The 20,686-nt window shown below is 43.0% G+C and carries 19 protein-coding genes; 12 read left to right on the plus strand and 7 right to left on the minus strand.

Features of this window, described 5'->3' with window-relative positions; all coding sequences use genetic code 11:
- Window positions 1-115: 115 nt before the first annotated feature.
- Complete coding sequence (locus FTU83_RS06655) at window positions 116-793, plus strand: glutathione S-transferase family protein (RefSeq protein ID WP_180063309.1); 678 nt, start codon at window positions 116-118, stop codon at window positions 791-793.
- On the opposite strand, the gene phoR is transcribed toward FTU83_RS06655, so the two are convergent.
- The 3 genes from phoR to FTU83_RS06670 all read right to left on the minus strand — a co-directional run bounded on the left by phoR (window position 790) and on the right by FTU83_RS06670 (window position 3,795).
- Window positions 790-2,148: a phosphate regulon sensor histidine kinase PhoR gene (gene phoR / locus FTU83_RS06660; protein WP_078191505.1), complete on the minus strand. Its 1,359-nt coding sequence runs from the start codon at window positions 2,146-2,148 to the stop codon at window positions 790-792. The two genes, FTU83_RS06655 and phoR, sit on opposite strands and share 4 nt — an antisense overlap.
- 23 nt (window positions 2,149-2,171) lie before the next feature.
- The gene (gene phoB / locus FTU83_RS06665; protein WP_078191504.1) at window positions 2,172-2,882 is read right to left on the minus strand and encodes a phosphate regulon transcriptional regulator PhoB; all 711 of its coding nucleotides are present in this window, start codon (window positions 2,880-2,882) and stop codon (window positions 2,172-2,174) included.
- A gap of 229 nt (window positions 2,883-3,111) precedes the next feature.
- Window positions 3,112-3,795 carry a TetR/AcrR family transcriptional regulator gene (locus tag FTU83_RS06670; RefSeq protein ID WP_180105963.1) on the minus strand — a complete coding sequence of 228 codons (684 nt, stop codon included), beginning with the start codon at window positions 3,793-3,795 and terminating at the stop codon, window positions 3,112-3,114.
- 224 nt (window positions 3,796-4,019) lie between these two features.
- Between FTU83_RS06670 and FTU83_RS06675 the strand changes: the two genes are divergently transcribed.
- The 9 genes from FTU83_RS06675 to FTU83_RS06715 all read left to right on the plus strand — a co-directional run bounded on the left by FTU83_RS06675 (window position 4,020) and on the right by FTU83_RS06715 (window position 13,612).
- Window positions 4,020-4,850 carry an SDR family oxidoreductase gene (locus tag FTU83_RS06675; protein WP_180105964.1) on the plus strand — a complete coding sequence of 277 codons (831 nt, stop codon included), beginning with the start codon at window positions 4,020-4,022 and terminating at the stop codon, window positions 4,848-4,850.
- 537 nt (window positions 4,851-5,387) lie between these two features.
- Window positions 5,388-6,869, plus strand: coding sequence for a carbohydrate porin (locus FTU83_RS06680; RefSeq protein ID WP_180105965.1), 1,482 nt, complete (start codon window positions 5,388-5,390; stop codon window positions 6,867-6,869).
- A 33-nt stretch (window positions 6,870-6,902) separates the two neighbouring features.
- On the plus strand, window positions 6,903-7,958 hold the full coding sequence (locus FTU83_RS06685; protein ID WP_180105966.1) for an ABC transporter substrate-binding protein: 1,056 nt from the start codon (window positions 6,903-6,905) through the stop codon (window positions 7,956-7,958).
- Window positions 7,959-7,967: 9 nt separating this feature from the next.
- On the plus strand, window positions 7,968-9,221 hold the full coding sequence (locus FTU83_RS06690) for an MFS transporter (RefSeq protein WP_180105967.1): 1,254 nt from the start codon (window positions 7,968-7,970) through the stop codon (window positions 9,219-9,221).
- The gene (locus tag FTU83_RS06695) at window positions 9,218-10,066 is read left to right on the plus strand and encodes an ABC transporter permease (protein ID WP_180105968.1); all 849 of its coding nucleotides are present in this window, start codon (window positions 9,218-9,220) and stop codon (window positions 10,064-10,066) included. The genes FTU83_RS06690 and FTU83_RS06695 overlap by 4 nt, the downstream gene beginning before the upstream one ends.
- The gene (locus tag FTU83_RS06700) at window positions 10,063-10,857 is read left to right on the plus strand and encodes an ABC transporter permease (RefSeq protein WP_180105969.1); all 795 of its coding nucleotides are present in this window, start codon (window positions 10,063-10,065) and stop codon (window positions 10,855-10,857) included. Before FTU83_RS06695 ends, FTU83_RS06700 begins: the two co-directional genes overlap by 4 nt.
- 12 nt (window positions 10,858-10,869) lie before the next feature.
- Window positions 10,870-11,925, plus strand: a complete 1,056-nt coding sequence (locus tag FTU83_RS06705) for an ABC transporter substrate-binding protein (protein ID WP_257222539.1) — start codon at window positions 10,870-10,872, stop codon at window positions 11,923-11,925.
- 2 nt (window positions 11,926-11,927) lie between these two features.
- Window positions 11,928-12,761 (plus strand): ABC transporter ATP-binding protein, encoded by an 834-nt coding sequence (locus tag FTU83_RS06710; RefSeq protein ID WP_180059670.1) that lies wholly within the window; start codon window positions 11,928-11,930, stop codon window positions 12,759-12,761.
- Window positions 12,762-12,781: 20 nt separating this feature from the next.
- Window positions 12,782-13,612: an ABC transporter permease gene (locus tag FTU83_RS06715; protein WP_168378818.1), complete on the plus strand. Its 831-nt coding sequence runs from the start codon at window positions 12,782-12,784 to the stop codon at window positions 13,610-13,612.
- 172 nt (window positions 13,613-13,784) lie between these two features.
- Here the strand turns inward: FTU83_RS06715 and FTU83_RS06720 are convergent, their stop codons facing one another.
- Window positions 13,785-14,879, minus strand: coding sequence for a sigma-54-dependent Fis family transcriptional regulator (locus tag FTU83_RS06720; RefSeq protein WP_168378817.1), 1,095 nt, complete (start codon window positions 14,877-14,879; stop codon window positions 13,785-13,787).
- A 230-nt stretch (window positions 14,880-15,109) separates the two neighbouring features.
- Between FTU83_RS06720 and FTU83_RS06725 the strand changes: the two genes are divergently transcribed.
- Both FTU83_RS06725 and FTU83_RS06730 read left to right on the plus strand, forming a co-directional pair.
- The gene (locus FTU83_RS06725) at window positions 15,110-15,325 is read left to right on the plus strand and encodes a molybdopterin-binding protein (protein WP_180105970.1); all 216 of its coding nucleotides are present in this window, start codon (window positions 15,110-15,112) and stop codon (window positions 15,323-15,325) included.
- 45 nt (window positions 15,326-15,370) lie between these two features.
- Complete coding sequence (locus tag FTU83_RS06730; protein ID WP_180035131.1) at window positions 15,371-16,195, plus strand: ABC transporter ATP-binding protein; 825 nt, start codon at window positions 15,371-15,373, stop codon at window positions 16,193-16,195.
- 163 nt (window positions 16,196-16,358) lie between these two features.
- On the opposite strand, the gene FTU83_RS06735 is transcribed toward FTU83_RS06730, so the two are convergent.
- From FTU83_RS06735 to FTU83_RS06745, 3 genes are all read right to left on the minus strand, one after another.
- Entirely contained in the window at window positions 16,359-17,723 is a 1,365-nt protein-coding gene (locus FTU83_RS06735; protein ID WP_180105971.1) for an LLM class flavin-dependent oxidoreductase, read from the minus strand.
- Between the two features lie 254 nt (window positions 17,724-17,977).
- Window positions 17,978-19,345, minus strand: a complete 1,368-nt coding sequence (locus FTU83_RS06740) for an MATE family efflux transporter (protein ID WP_180035133.1) — start codon at window positions 19,343-19,345, stop codon at window positions 17,978-17,980.
- 147 nt (window positions 19,346-19,492) lie between these two features.
- Window positions 19,493-20,647 carry a methionine aminotransferase gene (locus tag FTU83_RS06745; RefSeq protein ID WP_180035134.1) on the minus strand — a complete coding sequence of 385 codons (1,155 nt, stop codon included), beginning with the start codon at window positions 20,645-20,647 and terminating at the stop codon, window positions 19,493-19,495.
- Window positions 20,648-20,686: the final 39 nt, after the last annotated feature.

The following is a 20,686-nucleotide window of genomic DNA, read 5'->3' on the forward strand; positions in this document are numbered from 1 at the left end:
AAAATAAAAATGAACAGCCGTACCTGTGGTGAAAATGGTGCGGCATAACCATGAGGGAGTCATTATGGGTATCGTCGCAACGGCAACAGTAAACACCTTAATAGGAGATGAACCCATGCGGGTGCTACATCATCTAGAAAAATCTCGTTCATTTCGTATTTTATGGGCAATGCAGGAATTAGGACTGGATTATCAGGTTCAGTTTTATCTGCGCCAGCCAAATTTGTCTGCTCCCCCTGAGCTTAAAGCCATCCATCCTTTAGGGAAGTCGCCCATATTGCAGGATGATGGACTGGTCTTGGTAGAATCTGCAGCGATCTTGGAGTATTTACAAGAGAAGTATGATCGGCATGATTTTTTTGCAGCCAAGGCGGAACATTCAAAACAACAATATCGCTTTTGGATGCATTATGCCGAAGGTTCTCTAATGCCGTTGTTGGTGATGCAGTTGGTCATGAGCAATGTGCCACGACATGTACCTTGGGTCATCAAACCCGTAGCTAATCGCATTTGTGATGGGGTCAAAAAAGGTTTTGTACGACCTCGCTTAAAAGAAAATATCGAGTTTTTAGAAAACCATTTAGCGGAAAATGAATATTTTGCGGGACCGTTTAGCTTTGCGGATATTCAGATGACGTTTCCATTAGAAGCCGTCATGACCCGAACGCAAGGGCGATATCCACAAATTCAGGCTTTCTTACAACGGATGCAACAGCGTCCTGCATATCGCCGTGCCAAACAACAAGAACAACAGTTGGAAGCACAGCAAGACCGGCGGGATGATTCTGCTTAGCTCACGTGATACAAGCGTTCTTTAGGGAAGACCACCTTAAACAGTGAGCCACGATTTTCTTTGGACTCAATTTCAAGGTGTGCCTGATGTTGCATTAAAACGTGTTTTACAATGGCAAGACCTAAACCTGTGCCCCCCGTTTGGCGGCTACGGGCGCTGTCCACACGATAAAAACGTTCCGTCAAACGGGGTAAGTGTTTCGGGTCAATCCCGATACCGGTATCTTCAACAGTAAAATAACCATGCGTACCATCATCATGCCATCCAATGGTCACAGTACCGCCTTTGGGGGTGTATTTAATCGCATTGGTGATGAGGTTGCTAAAGGCACTCGCCAATTCCATATCTGATCCGATCAGGTCACAGTGACTATCAATCTCGAGATTCAGTGTATGTCCATAATCCACATTGTAAGCATGTGCATCGTCATATAGTTGGTTCATTAGGCTGGGCATTTCAATGATTTGATTTTTAGCAACTTTTTTATCATTTTCCAGACGAGATAATAATAACAAGTCATTAACCAAAGCATTCATACGGCGGGTTTGAGACTGCATTTGATCGAATGCGCGTTTCCAGCGTGGATTTAAATCTTCCTGATCGGTAAAGGTTTCGATATAACCACTTAAAACCGTGAGCGGTGTGCGTAGCTCATGTGAAATATTATCGACAAAGTCTTTACGCATCTGCTCAAGGTTATGCATACGTGTGACGTCATAGGCCACCAGTAATCGACTTTCGCGACCAAAACGGGTCAATTTCACTTGCACATAATGGTCTTCAAGTACCGATGATTTCATTTTCAAACCATCGGGTGCTAAATCGATATTGGTAAAGTATTCGATAAAACTGGGCTGTCTTAAAATACTTAAAATATTGCGCCCTTGATCGAGCTGTTGAATCCCCAAAAGCTTTTCTGCGGCAGGGTTCCACCATTCGATTTGGTGTAATTCATCAATCAATACCACCGCTTCAGCAAGTGCCACCAAGGAAGATTGAGCGCGGTCAATTAGGCCGACCATTTCAGCTTGTACGATGCGTTCTTGGCGCTGCGCACGGTATACATTAAAGAGCAAAGCCCCCCAAATGCCGTCTAAATTCGGCGGGACATCATAGGGACGGTTTGAAATCCATTCGTTGACCAAGTACAGTGAACGCATTTGCAATGCAAAGAACACTGCAAAGGCAATTAAGATGCAGATCCATAAGTACCCGATACCAAAGCCGATGAGTGCAGCAATGAGCAGGAAAAATGCCAGCAGTCTTAAATCCTGCTTGGCAAAAGTCCATAAACTGCTGTAACGGAATTTTTTATGTTCACTGGCAAGTTCAGGGACGGGATACGGTTCGTACATAGAAAATTAAAGACCTAAAATGACTAACCCATCACAGCGTCTGCACGGGTAGAGAAACGGTAACCTGTGCCACGAACAGTTTGCACATAACGATCGGCTTGGAAAGGTTCAAGAACTTTACGCAAACGACGAATATGAACGTCAATGGTACGGTCCTCAATATACACGTTTCCACCCCAAACCTGATCTAATAATTGAGCACGGGTATAGGCACGTTCAGGATGAGTCATGAAAAAGGCCAATAGACGATATTCAGTTGGTCCCATATCTAAAATGGTGTTGCCAAAGCTGACACGTTGGCTGACTGGATCGAGGATTAAGCCATTGGCATCAATGGTTTTTTCACCACCCAATGCATTTGAGCGACGTAGCACCGCTTTAATGCGTGACACCAACTCACGGGTGGAAAAGGGTTTGGTCATGTAGTCATCTGCGCCCGCGTCTAGACCTTGAACTTTATGGTCTTCTTCACCGCGCGCAGTGAGCATGATGACTGGAATCTCTGACAAATTTTCATCGCGTTTTAAACGACGACATAGGTCTACACCACTCACGCCACCAGGCATCATCCAATCCAATAAAACCAGTGCAGGACGCTGATCCACAATCATTTGGTGCGCTTGTTTGGCATCTTCAGCTTGCTGACATTGAAAACCAGCCATATCCAGTGAAGTATGGATCATTTCCCGAATCGGGAGTTCGTCGTCGACGATTAAAATATAGTCATCTTTCACAGCGCAATACCCTATTTTATGTAAACGGTAGACCGTTTTATATTTATGACAGGCTTATTACAAAGATTAATTATGACAGTATCATTGCAAAAATGATCTTTCATTGGGGTTTAGAAAGAAATTGTGACAATTTAAATCCTGAAATATTCAACAACATGGGCTTTGCATCATGTTGTTGTCACAAAAAAATCATTCAAAAAATTGTAAAGATCAGTGTTGAGCTCAGAATTTATTTCCTGGGTTTTTCAGAAAAAGCATCCAACAAGGCCAAAAAGACCACGCTACATGACGATAAAACTTCGTCAATCGGTTGTTTATAACCACTCATGACCCAGCGAATCGCGATTTGGGTGACATAACCATTGAGACCTGTTGCGACCATTGAAATTTCGCGTTCTGAACGATCAATATTCGGCATCATGAGCATGACAAAGGCATGAATCATACGGTCAAAGCGCATCATGGTTTCATTAATCGTGGCTTGGTTATGTAGCTCTTGTACCAACATGGCATCGATGTAAATGATGCGCGCCATACGTGGATTATTTTTTAAGGTTAACAGTAAGGCGGTTAAACCCGCTTCAATCATTTTTTTAGAATCGGTGGATGCTTGCATGATGGCTTGCATCACGTTTTGTTGCAGTTCATCGATTAATTTTAAAAAAATGGTTTGGAACAGTTGCTCACTTTTCTTAAATGATTCATAAAAATAGCGTTCGGTCAGCTTGGCTTCCAAACAAATATCTTTCACAGTCACTGAAAAAAAGCCATGTGTTCCATAAGCTTCTATACCGGCTTCAATCAGTTTTTCACGTCGCGCTTGCTTACGTTCACTGAGAGAAAGCCCTTTAAATTGACGTTCCTTCACATTTTTTGCCTGTTGTTGTTCTGTGTGATTTGTTGCATCTGTCATGAAAATATACGCTGAACTAAAGCAGAATTTTGTCTTATTTTAGCAATAATTTCAGTTTAAACCTATGTTTAAGCATTGGCGATTTCAACAGCTTAGCACGTCCTAAGATGACATTGACAATATGTATTGTCAAAACTATATTAAGTCGACGAACTGCACACATTGGCAAATGAGATCACGCTGTGATAAAGCCAAGCGGCAGCATAAAGGAATAAGGAATCACAATGAAAAACTTCAAAAATAAAGTGGCTGCCATTACAGGTGCAGGTTCAGGTATTGGTCAGCAATTGGCAGTGCTTTTGGCGAAACAAGGCTGTCATCTGTCTTTAAGCGATGTGAATGAACAGGGTCTAGCGGCAACCGTAGACTTAGTGAAAGCCAGCAATGTACGTGTAACCACGCAAAAACTCGATGTGTCAGACCTTGCAGGAATGAAAGCATGGGCAGCGCAAACCGTTAAAGATCATGGTTCGGTGAATATGATTTTTAACAATGCGGGTGTGGCATTGGGCACGACCGTTGAAGGCGCAAGCTACGAAGAGCTGGAGTGGATTGTTAATATTAACTTCTGGGGTGTGGTTTATGGCACTAAGGAGTTTTTACCGTATATCAAGCAAAGTGGTGAAGGTCATATCATCAATATTTCCAGCTTGTTTGGCTTAACAGCACAGCCAACACAGTCGGCATATAATGCCACTAAATTTGCAGTACGTGGCTTTACCGAATCTTTACGCCAAGAATTGGATATTGAAAACTGTGGCGTGAGTGCGCTATGTGTACATCCGGGCGGGATTCGTACCAATATTGCCAATGCCGCAAAAATGAATGACAGCTTGAAAAGTTTAGGCATGAACCCACAAAAATCGGCACAGTCGTTTAATAAATTCTTGCGTTGTCCACCTGAAGAAGCGGCTCGTCAAATCATTGAAGCAGTACAAAAAGATAAGCGCCGTTTATTGATTGGTAATGATGCAAAAGTGATTGATTTAATTCAACGTTTGCTACCGACGGGTTATCAAAAATTAACTGCCATGGCGACTAAATTTGGTCAATAAGCGGTAATTAAAATCAATTGAAAAGAGCCCACGTCAGTGGGTTTTTTTATGCCCGAAGGAAAGCCCAAGGCGTATTTATTATTTCATAAAATGAGATATAAAAATGGAGATATCTGATGATTTGAAATAAGCAACTGTTGAATAACCAACAGTTTTTAGGTGTTAAAACCAACAGGATTTATCGGGTTTAAATAATAAAACTTTAAAAAATAATAACTTAAAATGTTGGCACAGTTGTTGCCATATTAGAGTGAACAAAACTCACCACTGTATGGAACATTTATGAGTACTTTTACGCATCGATATCTTTCTGCTTTTCGTGTCCTGCAACAGGCATGTTGTTGTGCTATGACACTCGCGATGATGCGCGCTTAAATTCTAAAAGCTGTCTTCGAGTTTCGGTCGTGCATAAGTTGAATAAAACCTACGACCACTCAGATTAATTTTAAAAAAACCCACGCAGTACATTCACTTCATGCACCTTGCATGGGGTTGGGGGATTTTGCGCTTTGGGAAAAATGTTAGTGAAACCAAATCATGAAAAAAACCACATTAACCGTTGCGGTCGGACTGATTTTATCCGCAACCAGTCAGCTGAGTTTTGCTTCGGATGAAGCACTTCAGCAAGAACTGAGCAGCTTAAAACAACAAATTGAGAGTTTGCAAAAACGCTTAAATGCAGTGGAATCTGGTACGACGAAAAGCCAAGTCGTCGAAACGGCCACTGTGACGACAGAAGATACGAGCAACGCCGCTGATGTTGAAGGTGAAACGCAGGTTGCAGAAGTGACCACAGCAACATCCGAAGATATCGACGGCTTACGTGCAGATATTGAAAACTATAAGTACGATCAGTCACGTCAATATGAACGTCAAACCACCAAATCGACCCGTGACACAACCCTGTATGGCACGGTTCAACTACGTGCCAGTGCGCTCGATGAAATGGGTGTCTTAGGTGCAACCAAATCGACATTTGATATTGGGACTGCGCTGATCGGTGTACGCGGGAATTTATTCCGTGATTATAACGAAGGCAAAAACCTCGACTATCAATTGTCCTTTGGTTATGGCAAACGCAATGATGGCACCAATAACAGTAACTTTAACTTACTAGATGCCTTTGTTCGCTATAACGCTTTTGCCACCAATGCGGGCCCTGAAACTGCCAAACTCAACTTTACACTCGGTCAGCAGTTATTGCCCTTTGGTCTAGATGTGCAGTCTCCTGAAGATTTGCGTCCGACCATTAGTACCGCTGCAGCTTCGACCTTTTTAGGACTGTTTAATCGTCAAAATGGATTTATCGTCCGTGGGGATGCCCAACCTTTTGTCGACTTTGCATCGAACTACCGTGCGCCGCTGTTTGAGTATGCCTTAGGGGTGACCAATGGGAACGCCAGTAATAAGGCAGATGACAACAACGGCAAAGATTATATCGGTCGTGTGGCTTTTACCTTGCCAGTGGACTACGCCAGCATTTTCCGTGAGTTGAAGTTTGGGGCCTCTTATATCAAAGGTGAATCGAAAATTTCAGCCGGCGGAATCACTGATGATGCTGCAAAACGTGATCGTTTGGGTTTCGATATTTATTATAACCATGCCCCATTTGGCGTGACCTATGAATATCTGCAAGGCAAGACCGATTATGTTGATACCGTAGCCCAAGACATCAAAGAAGCCAAAGCGGAAGGGCATACTTTTACCGCTTTCTACACCTTGGGTGATCAGTTCTACAACAGTATTAAATCCAACGCCAAATTTGATGATTTCTGGCCGAAGTCAGTCCAAGGTTATTACCGTTTTGACCGCTATAACCCGAATAAAAACAACGCAAGCTATCTCGATACCGCGAGCGGTCGTATTGGTGAATATGACATTCACTCTTTGGGTTTAAACCTATTTTTTGCGCAAACCACAAAATTCCAATTACAGCTGAATCACTATCTGTTTGATGTCGAAACGGCAAATCAAAAAGACACCAATGAGCTGCAAGCTCAGGTTCAGTACACCTTTTAATTCAAATATTTAAACCATTAAGGAACATTTAAAATGAAAATTATCTCTAAAAAAATCGCAGCCACATTCTTGGCACTTTCAGCACTTGGTTTAAGCGTTCAATTGCATGCTACCAATCCCAAAGAAATTCGTATTTCTGTATCAGGCGCGGGTGAGGGGGGTAAACCCAAAGTGGGCGGTAGTTTTGTAGCTACAGCACATTTACGAGGTGTGCTCGAACAAGAATTTAAAAAAGATGGCATTAAGGTGAATTGGCTGTTCTTCCCAGGAGCAGGCCCTGCAACCAATGAAGCTTTAGCCAATGGCAAAGTTGACTTTGCATTGCATGGCGATTTGCCCTCATTGGTTGGACGTTCGACGGGATTAAAAACCAAAGTGTTGTTTTCAACAGGGCGTTTTGGCCCAACTTATGTGGTGGTGCCTGCCGGCTCTAATGCCAAATCCTTTGCAGATCTCAAAGGCAAAAAATTCTCCGTCTTTAAAGGCACCAATGGTCAGATCGTCTTTAACCGTGTATTAGCAAAATACAATTTAACTGAGCGCGATTTACGAGTGATTTCGCAAGATGCCTATTCGGCGCGTACCGCGTTAGCGACAGGTGATATTGATGCCACGATTACTTCACCGTTTAGTTTGCAAGCGCGTGGTGTGGCGAAAACATTACTAGAAATTAAAGATCCCAAAGTTGCGCCGATTGCGCACTTTTGGGTGACAGAAAGTTTTGAAAAACAATATCCAGAGGTAGTGCAACGTGTCGTGACGACACTGATTAAACAAGCGCAGTGGAGTTCTCAAGAAGCTAATCGTAGTGCGCAATATAAACTTTGGGCACAAAGTGGCATTCCGTTGGTGGATTATCAAAAAACGTGGGATGGCTGGAATTTAAAGGACCGTACTACACCGCTACTCGATGAATTCCACCGTTCACAAATTGATAGTGCTTTAAAAATTGCCAAAGACGCTCGCTTAATACGTCGTGATGTCGATACCAAAACATGGTATGAGCCTAAGTATCTAAATAATGCCTTGAAAGAGCTGAAGTTAGAGGGTTACTGGCGCCAATTTAATGCTCAAGGTCAACCGAAGTAAGTCGCAGCCATGAGTCGTCCGATTGAAAGCAATGTAATTGCCAGTCCATTAACCACCAAATTTATGAGCAGTTTTGTGCTGCTCACGATTTTGGCTGGACTGGGTGTAGGTGTCGCACGAGTTTTAATTTCCTTGTATGCCGTGCATTTAGAAGCCACCGAATTGCAATTGGGGTTAATTTCTGCAGCGCAAAATTTTGGCATTTTGATCATGGCATTGCCGATTGGCGCGTTGGTACAGCGCTTTGGATCTTTGAAAATATTCTGCATCGGCAGTGTGTTGGGTGCTGTGGTCTATAGCTTAACGCCACTCAAAGCAGGTGCATGGTATCTCTTTGCGGTGACTGCCTTGGTGAGTTTTGTCTTACCTATGCGTTTTGTTTCGATCAATACCGTTTTTCTAAGCAATTTAAAGCGTTTAGGTCCAGCCCGTGCGGGGTGGTTTCGTGGTTCGCACATGATGGGCTATTTCCTGATTGCACCTGCGCTGAGTGTGTTGTTGATCGAGCATTTCGGCTATGGAGGAAGTTTTTATGTGGTGTCTTTGCTTTTTTTAGGCACCTTGCTGTTGGCTCCGTGGTGCTTTCAACGTAGCACTCAGCAAGTGACGAATCGCCCGCATTTTCAATGGCGGGATATTGTGGCGCCTTTGGCACTCATCAAAACCCATGCCTCACTGCGGATTGTTTGCATATTGGAATTTTTGAGCAGCGTGGCAAATAACTACTTTGGCTTTTTCATTGTCGTGATCGCTATCCAAAGTTTTGCACTTTCAGAGCCGATGGCAGTGATGCTGCTGACCGTACAAGGCATTGTCTTTGTGGGTTCGCTATTTAGCATGGGTGGTTTGGCTGAGCTGATGGGTTATCAAAAGTTTTATTTAATTGGCTTAAGCCTGATGGCAACGGCATTACTGATTTTAGCCTTAAGCAAAATCACGCTGTTGATGTGGCCTGCTTCGGTCATGTTTGGACTTGGACTCGGTATGTTGCATATCGCCAATTTTATGTCTTTCGCCCGAGTCGGTGAGCAAACTGCGATGGCTAAGATTTCTCCAATTTTAGCCCTCGTCGGACCTTCGGGTGGGCTGTTGGGTGGCTTGATAGGCGCCGTATTTGGCGCACAGGTTGGACTACAAAATTTATTTTTACCGATCGGGCTGGTGTTTATTGGTCTGATTATTTTGATCAGCAAAGATCAGGAATTTATTCAATTTTTAAAACCTGATGTCTCAGAACAGAGCGTAAAAGGACAAGAATTATGAGCCTTACGGATGTATCTGCACATTCGGTTCCCTTGCAAAGTGACCGAAGTGCGTTGGATTTTTTTAAGACCTATTTAAAACTAACTTTGCAAGTGGCGTGTGGACTCCTGATGCCAGTTTTGTTGTTCGGTCTATGGTATGTGGCAACACTTAAACAGTGGTTGCCTGAGCAGATTTTACCTGCACCGAGTCTGGTGTGGCAAAGCACAGTCGAATTATGGCAAAGCGGTGAATTGAGTTTTCATTTTGCCATCAGTGCCAAACGTATTTTATGGAGTGTCTTGCTTGGTGCCAGTGTCGGGATTTTGCTTGGTACTGTGTTGGGATTAGCAAAGCGTAGTCGGGACTTTATTTTTCCGACGGTGAATCTTGTTGCGCAATTTCCCATAGTTGGCTGGATTCCATTATTGATGATTTTCTTAGGCATCGATGAGGCTTTGAAGATTGCCGCTATTTCATTGGCTGTGTTACCACCGCTGTTGATTGCAACCTATAAGGGCATTACTCATGTGCCGAATAGTTTGATGGAAGTGGCAGAGGTTTACCAATACAGCAATTGGCAGAAACTCAAAGAAGTGATTTTCCCAGCTGCACTACCCAGTGTGATCAGTGGTTTACGTCAAGGCATTATCCAGGCGTGGTTGGCATTGGTTTTTGTCGAATTATTAGCGAGTAGTGAAGGAATTGGTTATCTCATGGTGTGGGGACGTCAGCTAATGCAGATGGACTTGATCTTCATGGCGATCATCATGATTGGTATTACGGGCTATGTCTTAGATACCTTGCTGGCTTGGTTAGAAAAAACGGCACGCTTTCACGCAACCCGAGTAGGAGGCAACCCATGAGCATCCTTTCATTAAACGCGGCAGCGCGCCAAGTCTTAGTTAAAACAGCAAAAGCACTCGTTCTACCTGTGGCATTTATCGCACTGTGGGCTGTGGCTTCACAGCAAAACTGGGTCGATCCAAAGTTGATTCCTAGTCCATGGCTCGTGCTGCAAAAAGCTGTGATCGTGCTTCAACAACCGAGCTTTTTGACAGGCTTTGCCGAAAGTTTGGCACGTAATTTTATTGGCTATGGCATAGGTGCGATAGCAGGTGTGTTGTTTGGGATCTTGATCGCGAGTTCACGCCTTTCGAATTGGTTATTTGCACCGAGCTTTCATGTATTGCGTCAAATTTCGCTGTTTGCATGGTTGCCACTAATTTCGACCTTTTTAGGTGAGGGACACGGCGCCAAAGTGCTGTTTATTACCTTATCGGTGTTTTATCCCGTGGCGCTACACACCTTTGAAGGTGTGAGCAGTATTTCGCATAAATATCGTGAAGTGGCCGAAGTCTATCAATTTCCCAAGGCCTACGCGTTTCGTAAATTGATTTTGCCCGGCGCTTCGGCTCAGATTTTTGTCGGTTTACAACTTGGGCTGATTTTCGCATGGCTTGCCACTATTGGCTCTGAATTTTTATTGGCGAACTATGGCAATGGTCTGGGCAATATCGTGATTCAAGGGCGTCAGGCTTTTGATGTCGAACTGATTATTTTTGGCATGTTGCTGATTGGTGCTGTGGGCGTGTTGCTCAATACGGTACTGACTTGGGTTGAACGTAAAGTTTTAGCTTGGCAGCAGGTTGGATAGGAGAACATAACAATGAAAAAAATGACAATCCATAACATTCCTCAACTCTGGCGTAGCCTATTTTTAGCTGCCTTGGTCGGTGGCACAGCCTTGGTGGGTTGCAGCACGCAGCAAGTGGATGAACCTCAGCAAATGGCTTTAAAAGAACTCCGATATCAAAGCTATCCGGGACTGGTGTCTTTGCCTGAGTTGGCACAAGACTTGGGCTATTTAGGCGACATTAAACTCAGTTATGTCGGCACAGTACAAGGTGGGCCACAAGATTTACTCACCTTGGTGGCAGGAGATGTTGATTTCGCTGGAGCCTTTAATGGCGCTGTGGTGAAAGTTATTGCCGCGGGTCTAGATGTGGTCCCAGTCGTCGCATCTTATGGCAGTGATGCTGAACAAAACGTGGGTTTCTATGTGCTAGAAAATAGTCCTATACGTGGCCCACGAGACTTTATTGGCAAGAAAGTCGCAGTGAATGCCTACGGGGCACATTATGACTTTGTGGTGAAAGACTATTTGGCTCGTCATGGCTTAACTGACGATGAAATCCGACAAGTTGAGCTGATTATGTTGCCACCAGTGAGCTCAGAACAAGCTCTACGGAATGGTCAAATTGATATTGCGGTGTTCTCAGGCATTTTGGAAAAACGGGCCTTAAAACATGGTGGTGTACGTAGCATCTTTAAAGATATTGATTTATACGGGCCCTTTACCGCAGGCAGTTTTTCGATGCGTGGAGAGTTTATTCAAGCGCATCCTGAGTTGGCTCGTACTTTTGTCAGTGGCGTGGCCAAAGCTCAGGAATGGCTACACAACACGCCGAAAGAGCAAATCATTGCCCGTATGGAAAGCATTATTGAAAAACGTCAACGCAATGAAAATACAGCACTGATTCCATATTACACAGGCACAGGTGTCCACGAAGTGGGTGGTGTGCAAAAAGATCAGGATTTTGCCCCATGGGTGAGTGCCTTAGAAAAAGAACACAAATTAAAACCAAATCAAATTGAGGTCAGTCGCATCTATAGCAATGAATTTAATCCCTATGCGAACGACCAAAAATCAAAAGGAATATAACAATGACCAGTGCATTACATTTAGATCACGTGCGTAAGGTATTTCCTGCACAAAACCATGTCGGCAGTAAAAACTATAAGCCTGAATTTGTTGCCGTAGAAAATGTCACTTTGGATATTCAGCCGGGTGAATTTGTTTCAATCGTGGGGCCAAGTGGCTGCGGAAAATCTACATTATTAGACTTAATTGCGGGTTTAACCAAACCTTCGGCAGGGCAGATTTTACTGAGTGGCAAGCAGATTACTCAACCGGGTTTAGACCGTGGCATTGTGTTCCAGCAATATGCGCTCTATCCATGGTTAACCGCACTGGAAAATATTGAATTTGGTCTAGAAGCCAAAGGCGTAGCAAAAAAAGAACGCCGTGAAAAAGCCGAATACTATTTGCAGCTTGTAGGCTTAAGTGGCTTTGAAAAGCATTATCCAAATGAGCTTTCCGGCGGGATGAAGCAGCGGGTTGCGATTGCCCGAAGTTTGGCTTATGAACCAGAAATTTTATTAATGGATGAGCCCTTTGCTGCCTTGGATGCGCAAACCCGAGAAACCTTGCAAGCCGAGTTGATCAATATCTGGAAAAGCTCGAAAAAAACCATCGTTTTTATTACTCACAGTATTGATGAAGCGATTTATCTGAGTCAGCGTGTGGCGATTATGACATCAAGACCGGGGCGGATTAAGGAAGTGATTGAAATTCCGCAAAGCCTGCGCAGTTCTAGTGAAGATGTCCGTTCATTGCCTGAATATGGCCGAATTCGCCACAAAATTTGGTCATTGCTCAGTGAAGAAGTGATAAAAGCGCAAGCCTTCGAAAAACATAAACAGCTTGCACATAACTAAAATATTCAGAGGATTTATTTATGTCATCGACTAAACAAGCCATCAGTTATACGCAAACCTATAACGACATTAAACCCCGACTACAGTTCACATGGTTAAACACGGTCTTTAAACGCACCATTGCCATCGTGGCTTTTTTCCTGCTGTGGGAGATTCTGCCGCGTAGTGGTGTGGTCAATCCAGCCTTTTTGCCGCCGTTATCTGTGGTGTTGGAAACCACATGGCAGCTATATCAAAGCGGGCAATTAGGCATCCATTTCTTGGCCAGTATAAAGCGTTCCATTATTGGTTTCATTTTGGCCCTAGCGATCGCCATTCCTTTGGGTCTCATCATTGGTTGGTACAAGCTCGTGGCTGAAACCTTAAATCCATTGTTAGAACTGTTTCGTAATACCACAGCACTGGCGTTAATGCCGTTGTTCATCTTATTTTTAGGCATTGGTGAAACCTCAAAAATCAGTTTGTTGGTGTATGCATGCACATGGCCGATTTTATTGAACACCATTACAGGCGTACAAACAGTCGATCCTTTACTGATTAAATCGGCACGAACCATGGGCTTAAAACCCTATCAATTGTTCCGAAAAGTGATTCTACCTGCATCCGTACCCACGATTTTTGTCGGTATCCGTCTAGCAGGGGCGATTTCGATTTTGGCCTTAGTGGCAGTAGAAATGTTTGGTGCCAAAGCAGGTCTGGGGTATCTGATTATTTATTCGCAGTTCAGCTTTGAAATTCCACAAATGTTTGTGGGGATTTTAGTCATTACTCTTGTAGGCTTATCCTTTAACTACTTCTTGATTGGTCTAGAGAAATACTTCACAGCGTGGAAACGTAACCCCGTGGAATAATCTAGACGAAATAGAAAAATAAAAAAACCTCGGGATATACCGAGGTTTTTTTATTGCTGATTTTTTATATTTAAAATAATGCAATGAATAAAAAATAATGTGGATGAATATTTATTTATCATTTTTGTATGGATTATTATTTTAATGTGGAGAAAATAAAAATATGACTTATTTATAATAAGCCATATTTAATTAGGCGAGTGCGAATGACGTTGCGTGTCACTCCAAGCAAACGAGCCGTATGCACTTGATTGTATTGACAGTGTTGATACGCACTTCGGATAAATTTTTCTTCAATCAGCTCATTAATATTGTCTTGCTTGAGTTGATTTGCGGCTTGAAAAATTTGTAAAAAGGTCTGCTCAAGTAACTGTCCAGCATCTTGAATATCCTTGATATTGGCTACAGCCGAGGTGGCATTTTGTAAGTTAAACGGTTCTGCACGTGAAAACGACGATGTACTTTGAATACTCGAAAAACTAATATCTTCCGGTTCAATTACGCCTTTTTCACTGACTAAAATCGCATGTTGAATGGTATTTTCTAATTCGCGAATATTGCCCGGCCAGCTATGTAAACTGAGTTTTTTGAGAGCCAGTTGGCTGAGGCGTAATGGTGTGTCATGTGGATTGGTTTGATAGACCTGAATGAAGTGTTTAACCAAAGGCAAAATGTCACCACGACGCTCTGCGAGACGTGGAATACGTAGCAACGCCACATGTAAGCGGTAGAATAAATCTTCCCTGAAACGCCCGTCCTGTACGGCATGCTCCAAATCGACATTGGTTGCGGCAATGATCCGAACATTAATCGGAATGGATTTGAGGGAGCCGACTCGAACGATCTCTCTTTCTTGTAAAACACGGAGTAATTTGACTTGCATTTGTAAGGACAGATCACCAATTTCATCTAAAAATAAGGTGCCATTATGGGCTGCTTCAAACCAACCGACACGGCTATTAATTGCCCCTGTAAACGCTCCTTTTTCATGTCCAAATAATTCGCTTTCGACCAATGATTCGGTAAAGGCACCACAGTTGACCGCGATAAAAGGACCTTTGGCACGATGGCTCAATTGGTGGATTTGGCGTGCAACCAATTCTTTACCTGTGCCTGTATCACCAATGATGAGTGCATTGGCCTCACTTGGTGCAATTTGTTCAATTCGAGACAACAACGCTTGCGATAACGGATCTGCAAAGACCGTTGCTGTTGCCCGTTTATGTTTCAGTGCAGAGGGCACTGCAGGGTGGGTCAAAATAGACATATCGTTTCTTATAGTTGTTGAAAATGCAGATCATGATGAAAGATTTAAAAATAAAAGATAAATAATAATTCGATATTTAAATATCAGTTTCACCGATAAATTCATGCGTGGATTATTTATCTGATTTTAAGATAAATAAAATCGGGATAACTAAAGGATAAATCAAGATATAGCAAGTGATTGAACTGTTTTATAGTAAAGCTCTCTTAATAACAAAAGGCATAATTAAAATGTCGATTACTTCAGTAAATGTGCGAAACCAATTCAAAGGCGTGATTAATGAAATCGTAGAGGGTCCTGTGGTTTCAGAAATTGATGTGGAAACCAAAGCGGGCTTTTTTACGTCCGTGATCACGACGCGTTCGGTGAAGGATTTAGACTTAAAAGTAGGTTCAGAGGTAGTGGTGTTAATTAAATCGACGGAAGTGTCACTGGCTAAACTCTAAGGTTTAGTCCAGCAAAGTTTGTCAGCACAAATAGAGAATAATGATATGAGCGTAGAACAAGCTGGTTCGGTTTCTATTCAGCAGCTAACGAAACATTATCCCACACAAAAGCAAGAAGACTTAACCGTACTTGAGGACATTAACCTGAATATTCAGCCGGGTGAGTTCATCAGTATTGTGGGAAGTAGTGGCTGCGGAAAATCCACATTATTACGGTTATTGGTTGGTCTAGAGCGTCAGTTTCAGGGCCAGATTTTGGTTGATGGTCAGCCTATACAGGGCACGAGTTTGGAACGTGGTATCGTGTTTCAAGATCATCGCCTGTTTCCATGGTTGACGGTAAGAGAAAATGTACGGATTGCCTTGCATAAAAGTCAGTTTAGTCGTGCAGAAGAAGATGTATTGATTGATGAGCATCTAGAGTTGGTCAAATTAACCCAATTTAAAGATGCTTATCCTTCGCAGTTGTCTGGTGGGATGAATCAACGTGTGGCGATTGCCCGGAGTTTGGTGAATCGACCACAGATTTTACTGCTTGATGAACCCTTTGGTGCACTCGATGCATTGACGCGGCAAAATTTACAGGATGAATTACAGCGAATATGGCAAAGTGAAAAAATCACCATGATTATTGTCACCCATGATGTCGAAGAAGCGGTATTTTTGGGTGATCGGGTAGTGGTCATGCAGCCACATCCGGGACGAATTAAACGTATTGTAGATATTCATTTAGCCCATCCGCGTAAACGCGAAGATGTCCGTCTGATCAATATTAAAAATGACATTTTGACTGACTTTAGTGATCCAGTAAAAGATCAGTTGCTTGAACCTTTATCTCACCGATTTGCCGATTATAAATTTGCATGGTAAGTCTGAATTGACCATCACCTAAACTTTTAAAAGCCCTGAATTCAGGGCTTTTTTAGGCTTATCAAATATAGGTCAGTATGATCATCGCTTAAGTTGGATTAATATCAGTCCATAAAAATGCCCCAGTTGGGGCATTTGTTTTTCAGTTTTATTAAACGTTGGTTTATGAGGCTTGGGAGGTATGTCTTTTTTCTAAAACATATTGGTTTTCAGGTCGTTTTAAACCTAAGTTTTCTCGTAAGGTCTTGCCTTCATAAGCCGTTCGGAATAGACCGCGACGTTGCAGTTCAGGAACGATGAGATCGACAAAATCATTTAACCCCGCAGGTGTTGTTGGCGGTAGGACATTAAAACCATCGGCAGCGTCATTCTCAAACCATTCTTGCAGTTGATCTACGACTTGTTCAGGCGTACCAATCAAGGTCCAATGTCCACGGGCTGAAGCGATATATTGATAGAGCTGACAAATACTAAAATTGTGCTTACGGGCAATATCAATCATCATTTGCTGACGACTTGAGAAATTAATGTCTGCATCTTCGATTTTCGGGAAAGGGGCATCTAGATCAAATTTGGCCAGATTAATGCCACCTGCCAAAGCAGACAATAAACTTAAACCCAATTCTGGGTGAATTAAACTATTTAAAAAGTCATATTTTTCTTGGGCTTCTTGCTCTGTCTTGGCAACAAAAATCGAAACGCCCGGCATAATTTTCAGGTCATCCGCATGGCGACCATACTTCACTAGGCGGTTTTTGACATCACGATAAAAGGCTTGCGCATCTGCTAAATTCTGCTGTGCTGTAAAAATCACTTCGGCATATTTACCGGCTAGTTCACGACCATCTTCAGACTGTCCCGCTTGAACAATCACTGGATAGCCTTGCGGTGGGCGAGAGACGTTGAGAGCCCCCAGTACCTGATAATATTGACCTTGATGATTGGGCTGATGTTGTTTGCGGGCATCAAAAAATTGCCCGGTTTCTTTGTTGTAATGGAAGGTATCATCCTCCCATGAGTCCCACAGTTTTTGAGTCACCTCAATAAATTCATCGGCACGTTCATAACGCTCTTTGGGTTCAGGGTGCTGCTGAATGTTAAAGTTTTTTGCGGCATCGGCAGAGGCTGTCGTTACCACATTCCATGCAGCACGACCTTTAGAAATATGATCTAAAGAAGCAAATTTACGCGCCAAAATATAAGGGTCTTCATAAGTCGTGGACGCCGTGGCAATAAAGCCAATATTTTGCGTCACTGCCGAAAGGGCTGCAAACAATGTGACGGGTTCAAAGCCGACGCCTTTATCGCCCAAACCTTTTTCACCTTCGACAGCAGAACTCCAACGGACAGACAGACCATCGGCAAGAAAGTAGGCATCGAATAGACCACGCTCTGCGGTTTTTGCCAGTTCAATTGCATAATCAATATTGAGATGATCTTGTGGGCGAGATTCAGGATGACGCCAACCTGCGACATGCTGTGAGGTGGTTGGAATAAAAGCCCCAAGCTTTATTTGACGTTTAGACATAAAAAATTTCTCATCCCAATTATTCTTAAAAGATAAAAGGGATAAGAACAAAATCTATGCCAAACCGTAATTGTTTGAAAATATGCAATTTTTAATTTTAATTGGTTCTAGGTGTAGATAAATCAACAGGATATAAAACCAAATGTTGAAAAATAAACAGCAGTTTAACGGCAAACTTTATGCATGGATCCGTACAAGATTTTCCATATTGAGATGCAAAGCTGCGGATTGGCATTGAACGCTATTAGCGAACCTTATAGCAATACTTTGATGGCTTTTCGTCTCCATACCAGTTGGTAATATAGCCCTTGTAAAATACATAAGCTGACAAAAGCCAAAGCATAGGCATACCAAATGCCTTTTAAGCCCCACCATTCACTGAATAGGTAGGCACACGGCACTTCAATGCAAATAATCGCCATAATATTAATAATCATCGGCACGGTCACCGTTCCACTGGCCCGCATAATGGAAGCAAAAATCGCACTGGCACCAAAAAATAAAATCGACCAAAGCACAATGAACAGCAATTCTTGACCGAGAACCACAACTTCAGGGTCTGTAATAAATAGCGCCATTAAATATTTAGAGAATAAATAGCCCAATGCCACCAAGATGCCAGTAATAATGAAATTCATCCCGATGGCCGTACGTTTCACGCGATTAATTAGTTCAGATTGACCCGAACCGATGGCTTGCGCGGCAAAAATAGAAGCTGCAATCGCGATGGACAAGGCCGGGAATTGGATATAGTTCAAAACCTGATTGACCGCGCCATATGCAGCAGTGGCATCAGCACCATGGCGGTTAACTAAACCGACAATCACGAGACCGGCCACAGAGGTCGTGACCATCTGAATACCTGTAGGAATGCCTAGTTTTAAGATAATTTTGCTGAGATCATGTTGATGGCGAATATGACGAATCAACTCGAAGTCGAGTTTGAGCGGATGATCTTTCTTTTTTAAGTAGAAATATAAAAACACCAAGGCAATTAAAAAGCCGATATGACTGGCAATGGCAGGGGCAATAATACCTAAACTTGGAAATCCAAATTTTCCTGCAATCAGCACGGGTGTAATAATCAGCCCTGAACCAATGGTCATACCCGATGCAATCAGCGGTGTTGTACTGTCACCGACCCCACGCAAAATCGAGGTGTAAATAATATAAATAAAGAGTAGTGGACTACCGGCAAGCATCCATTGCACATATGGCAAAGATAAATGCATCACGTCTGGGGCTGTGCCTAAAGCCAATAAAATGGGCTTGGCAAATATCACCCCTAAAAAGGCAATGATGCTGCCACCAATCAAGGTCATAAACAGGGTGGAGCCCACGACGGTACGAACTTTTTCAAGGTTTTGCGCGCCCCAAGCTTGCCCCACCAACACGGTTGCACCTGCCGAGAGCCCGATCACAAAAGCCATTAAACAGAACAAGATCGGGAAAAATACCGCAACGGCTGCAATGGCATGCACCCCAAGCATCTGACCGACAAAAACGGTGTTAATGGTCCCAGATAAATTCTGCAAAATATTGGTGGCGATCAAAGGCACCAGAAAAACTAAAAACGTTTTCCATAAATTTTGCTGAGTAACGAGGGACTGTTGTTTTGACATGCTCAGGTCCTAGACGCGGCTTTTTATGATTTTAAGTTACTGATAACACTATCATGTTGGCATTCAAAAAAGCCTTAGTTTTTGAGTAACCAAGGCTTCATTATTTCTACATGTCTGTTTTAAAAAAACGTTTGGGCAGATACGGCTTTAAACCGCGGAGAGAATCTCTGCAGCTCGATCTAAGGTGGCATCTTGTTTGGCAAAACAGAAACGTAATAATCGTAAATTTTCCGGCGGTTTTTGATAGAACACTGAGACAGGAATCGCCACGATTTTATGTTGCTCTGCCAACAACTGACACATTTCCACATCGCTTAAATCTGGGCGTATGGCACTGTAATCAAGGTTTTGGAAATAGGTACCTGCCGATGGAATCAACTCAAATCTAGAGTGGCTTAAGCCGGCATTGAAACGGTCACGTTTGGCTTGGTAAAAATCGGCCAATTCAGCAATGTGCTCAGGATGTTCTGCCATAAAGTTAGCCAGTGCCATTTGTACGGGCGTAACACCGCAGAAATTGGCAAATTGATAGATTTGGCGAAACACTTGCATCAAGGCTGGCGCTGCAATGCAATAACCCGTTTTCCAACCTGTGACGTGAAAGGTTTTACCAAATGAACCCACGACAAAACTGCGTTCACGCAGCTCAGGAAATGACAAAGCAGATAGATGCTGACGACCATCAAAAATTAAATGCTCATAGACCTCATCCGACAGCACAATAATATTTTTATCTCGAATCAGTTCAATCAAGTTGAGCCAGTCCTCACGCCCCCAAACAGCACCTGTTGGATTATGCGGTGTATTGACAATAATCATCCGGGTTTTATCGTTAATCGCAGCGGCAACACGATTCCAATCCACAGTAAAATGGGGCGTCTCTAAGGCAATGTGAATGGGATGAGCCCCAACCAATTTTACACTGGGCGCATAACTATCATAGCTCGGATCAAAAATAATCACTTCATCATCCGCATGAACCACGGCTTGAATGGCACTAAAAATACCAATGGTTGCACCCGGGGTAATGGTCACTTCGGTGTGAGGGTCAATATTTAATTGGTCTCGATGGGCAAACAGTTGGACCAATTGTTCACGCAAATGTATCAGTCCATCGCCGGGTGCATATTGGTTACAACCTTGTTGCGTCGCATCACTTAGCGCATTTAACAGTGCAGGAGGTGCAGGGAAATCAGGAAAACCTTGAGATAAATTCAGTGCATTTAGACGCTGCGCCATTGCGCTCATGACGCTAAAAATAGTCACACCTTGTGCAGGTAGTTTGGATTCAATTGTGATCATGGAGCTTAAAATTTTTAATAGGTTGCATTTTGAGTGTAG

It is taken from the genome of Acinetobacter sp. YH12152, assembly GCF_013418285.1.
Taxonomy (GTDB): domain Bacteria; phylum Pseudomonadota; class Gammaproteobacteria; order Pseudomonadales; family Moraxellaceae; genus Acinetobacter; species Acinetobacter amyesii.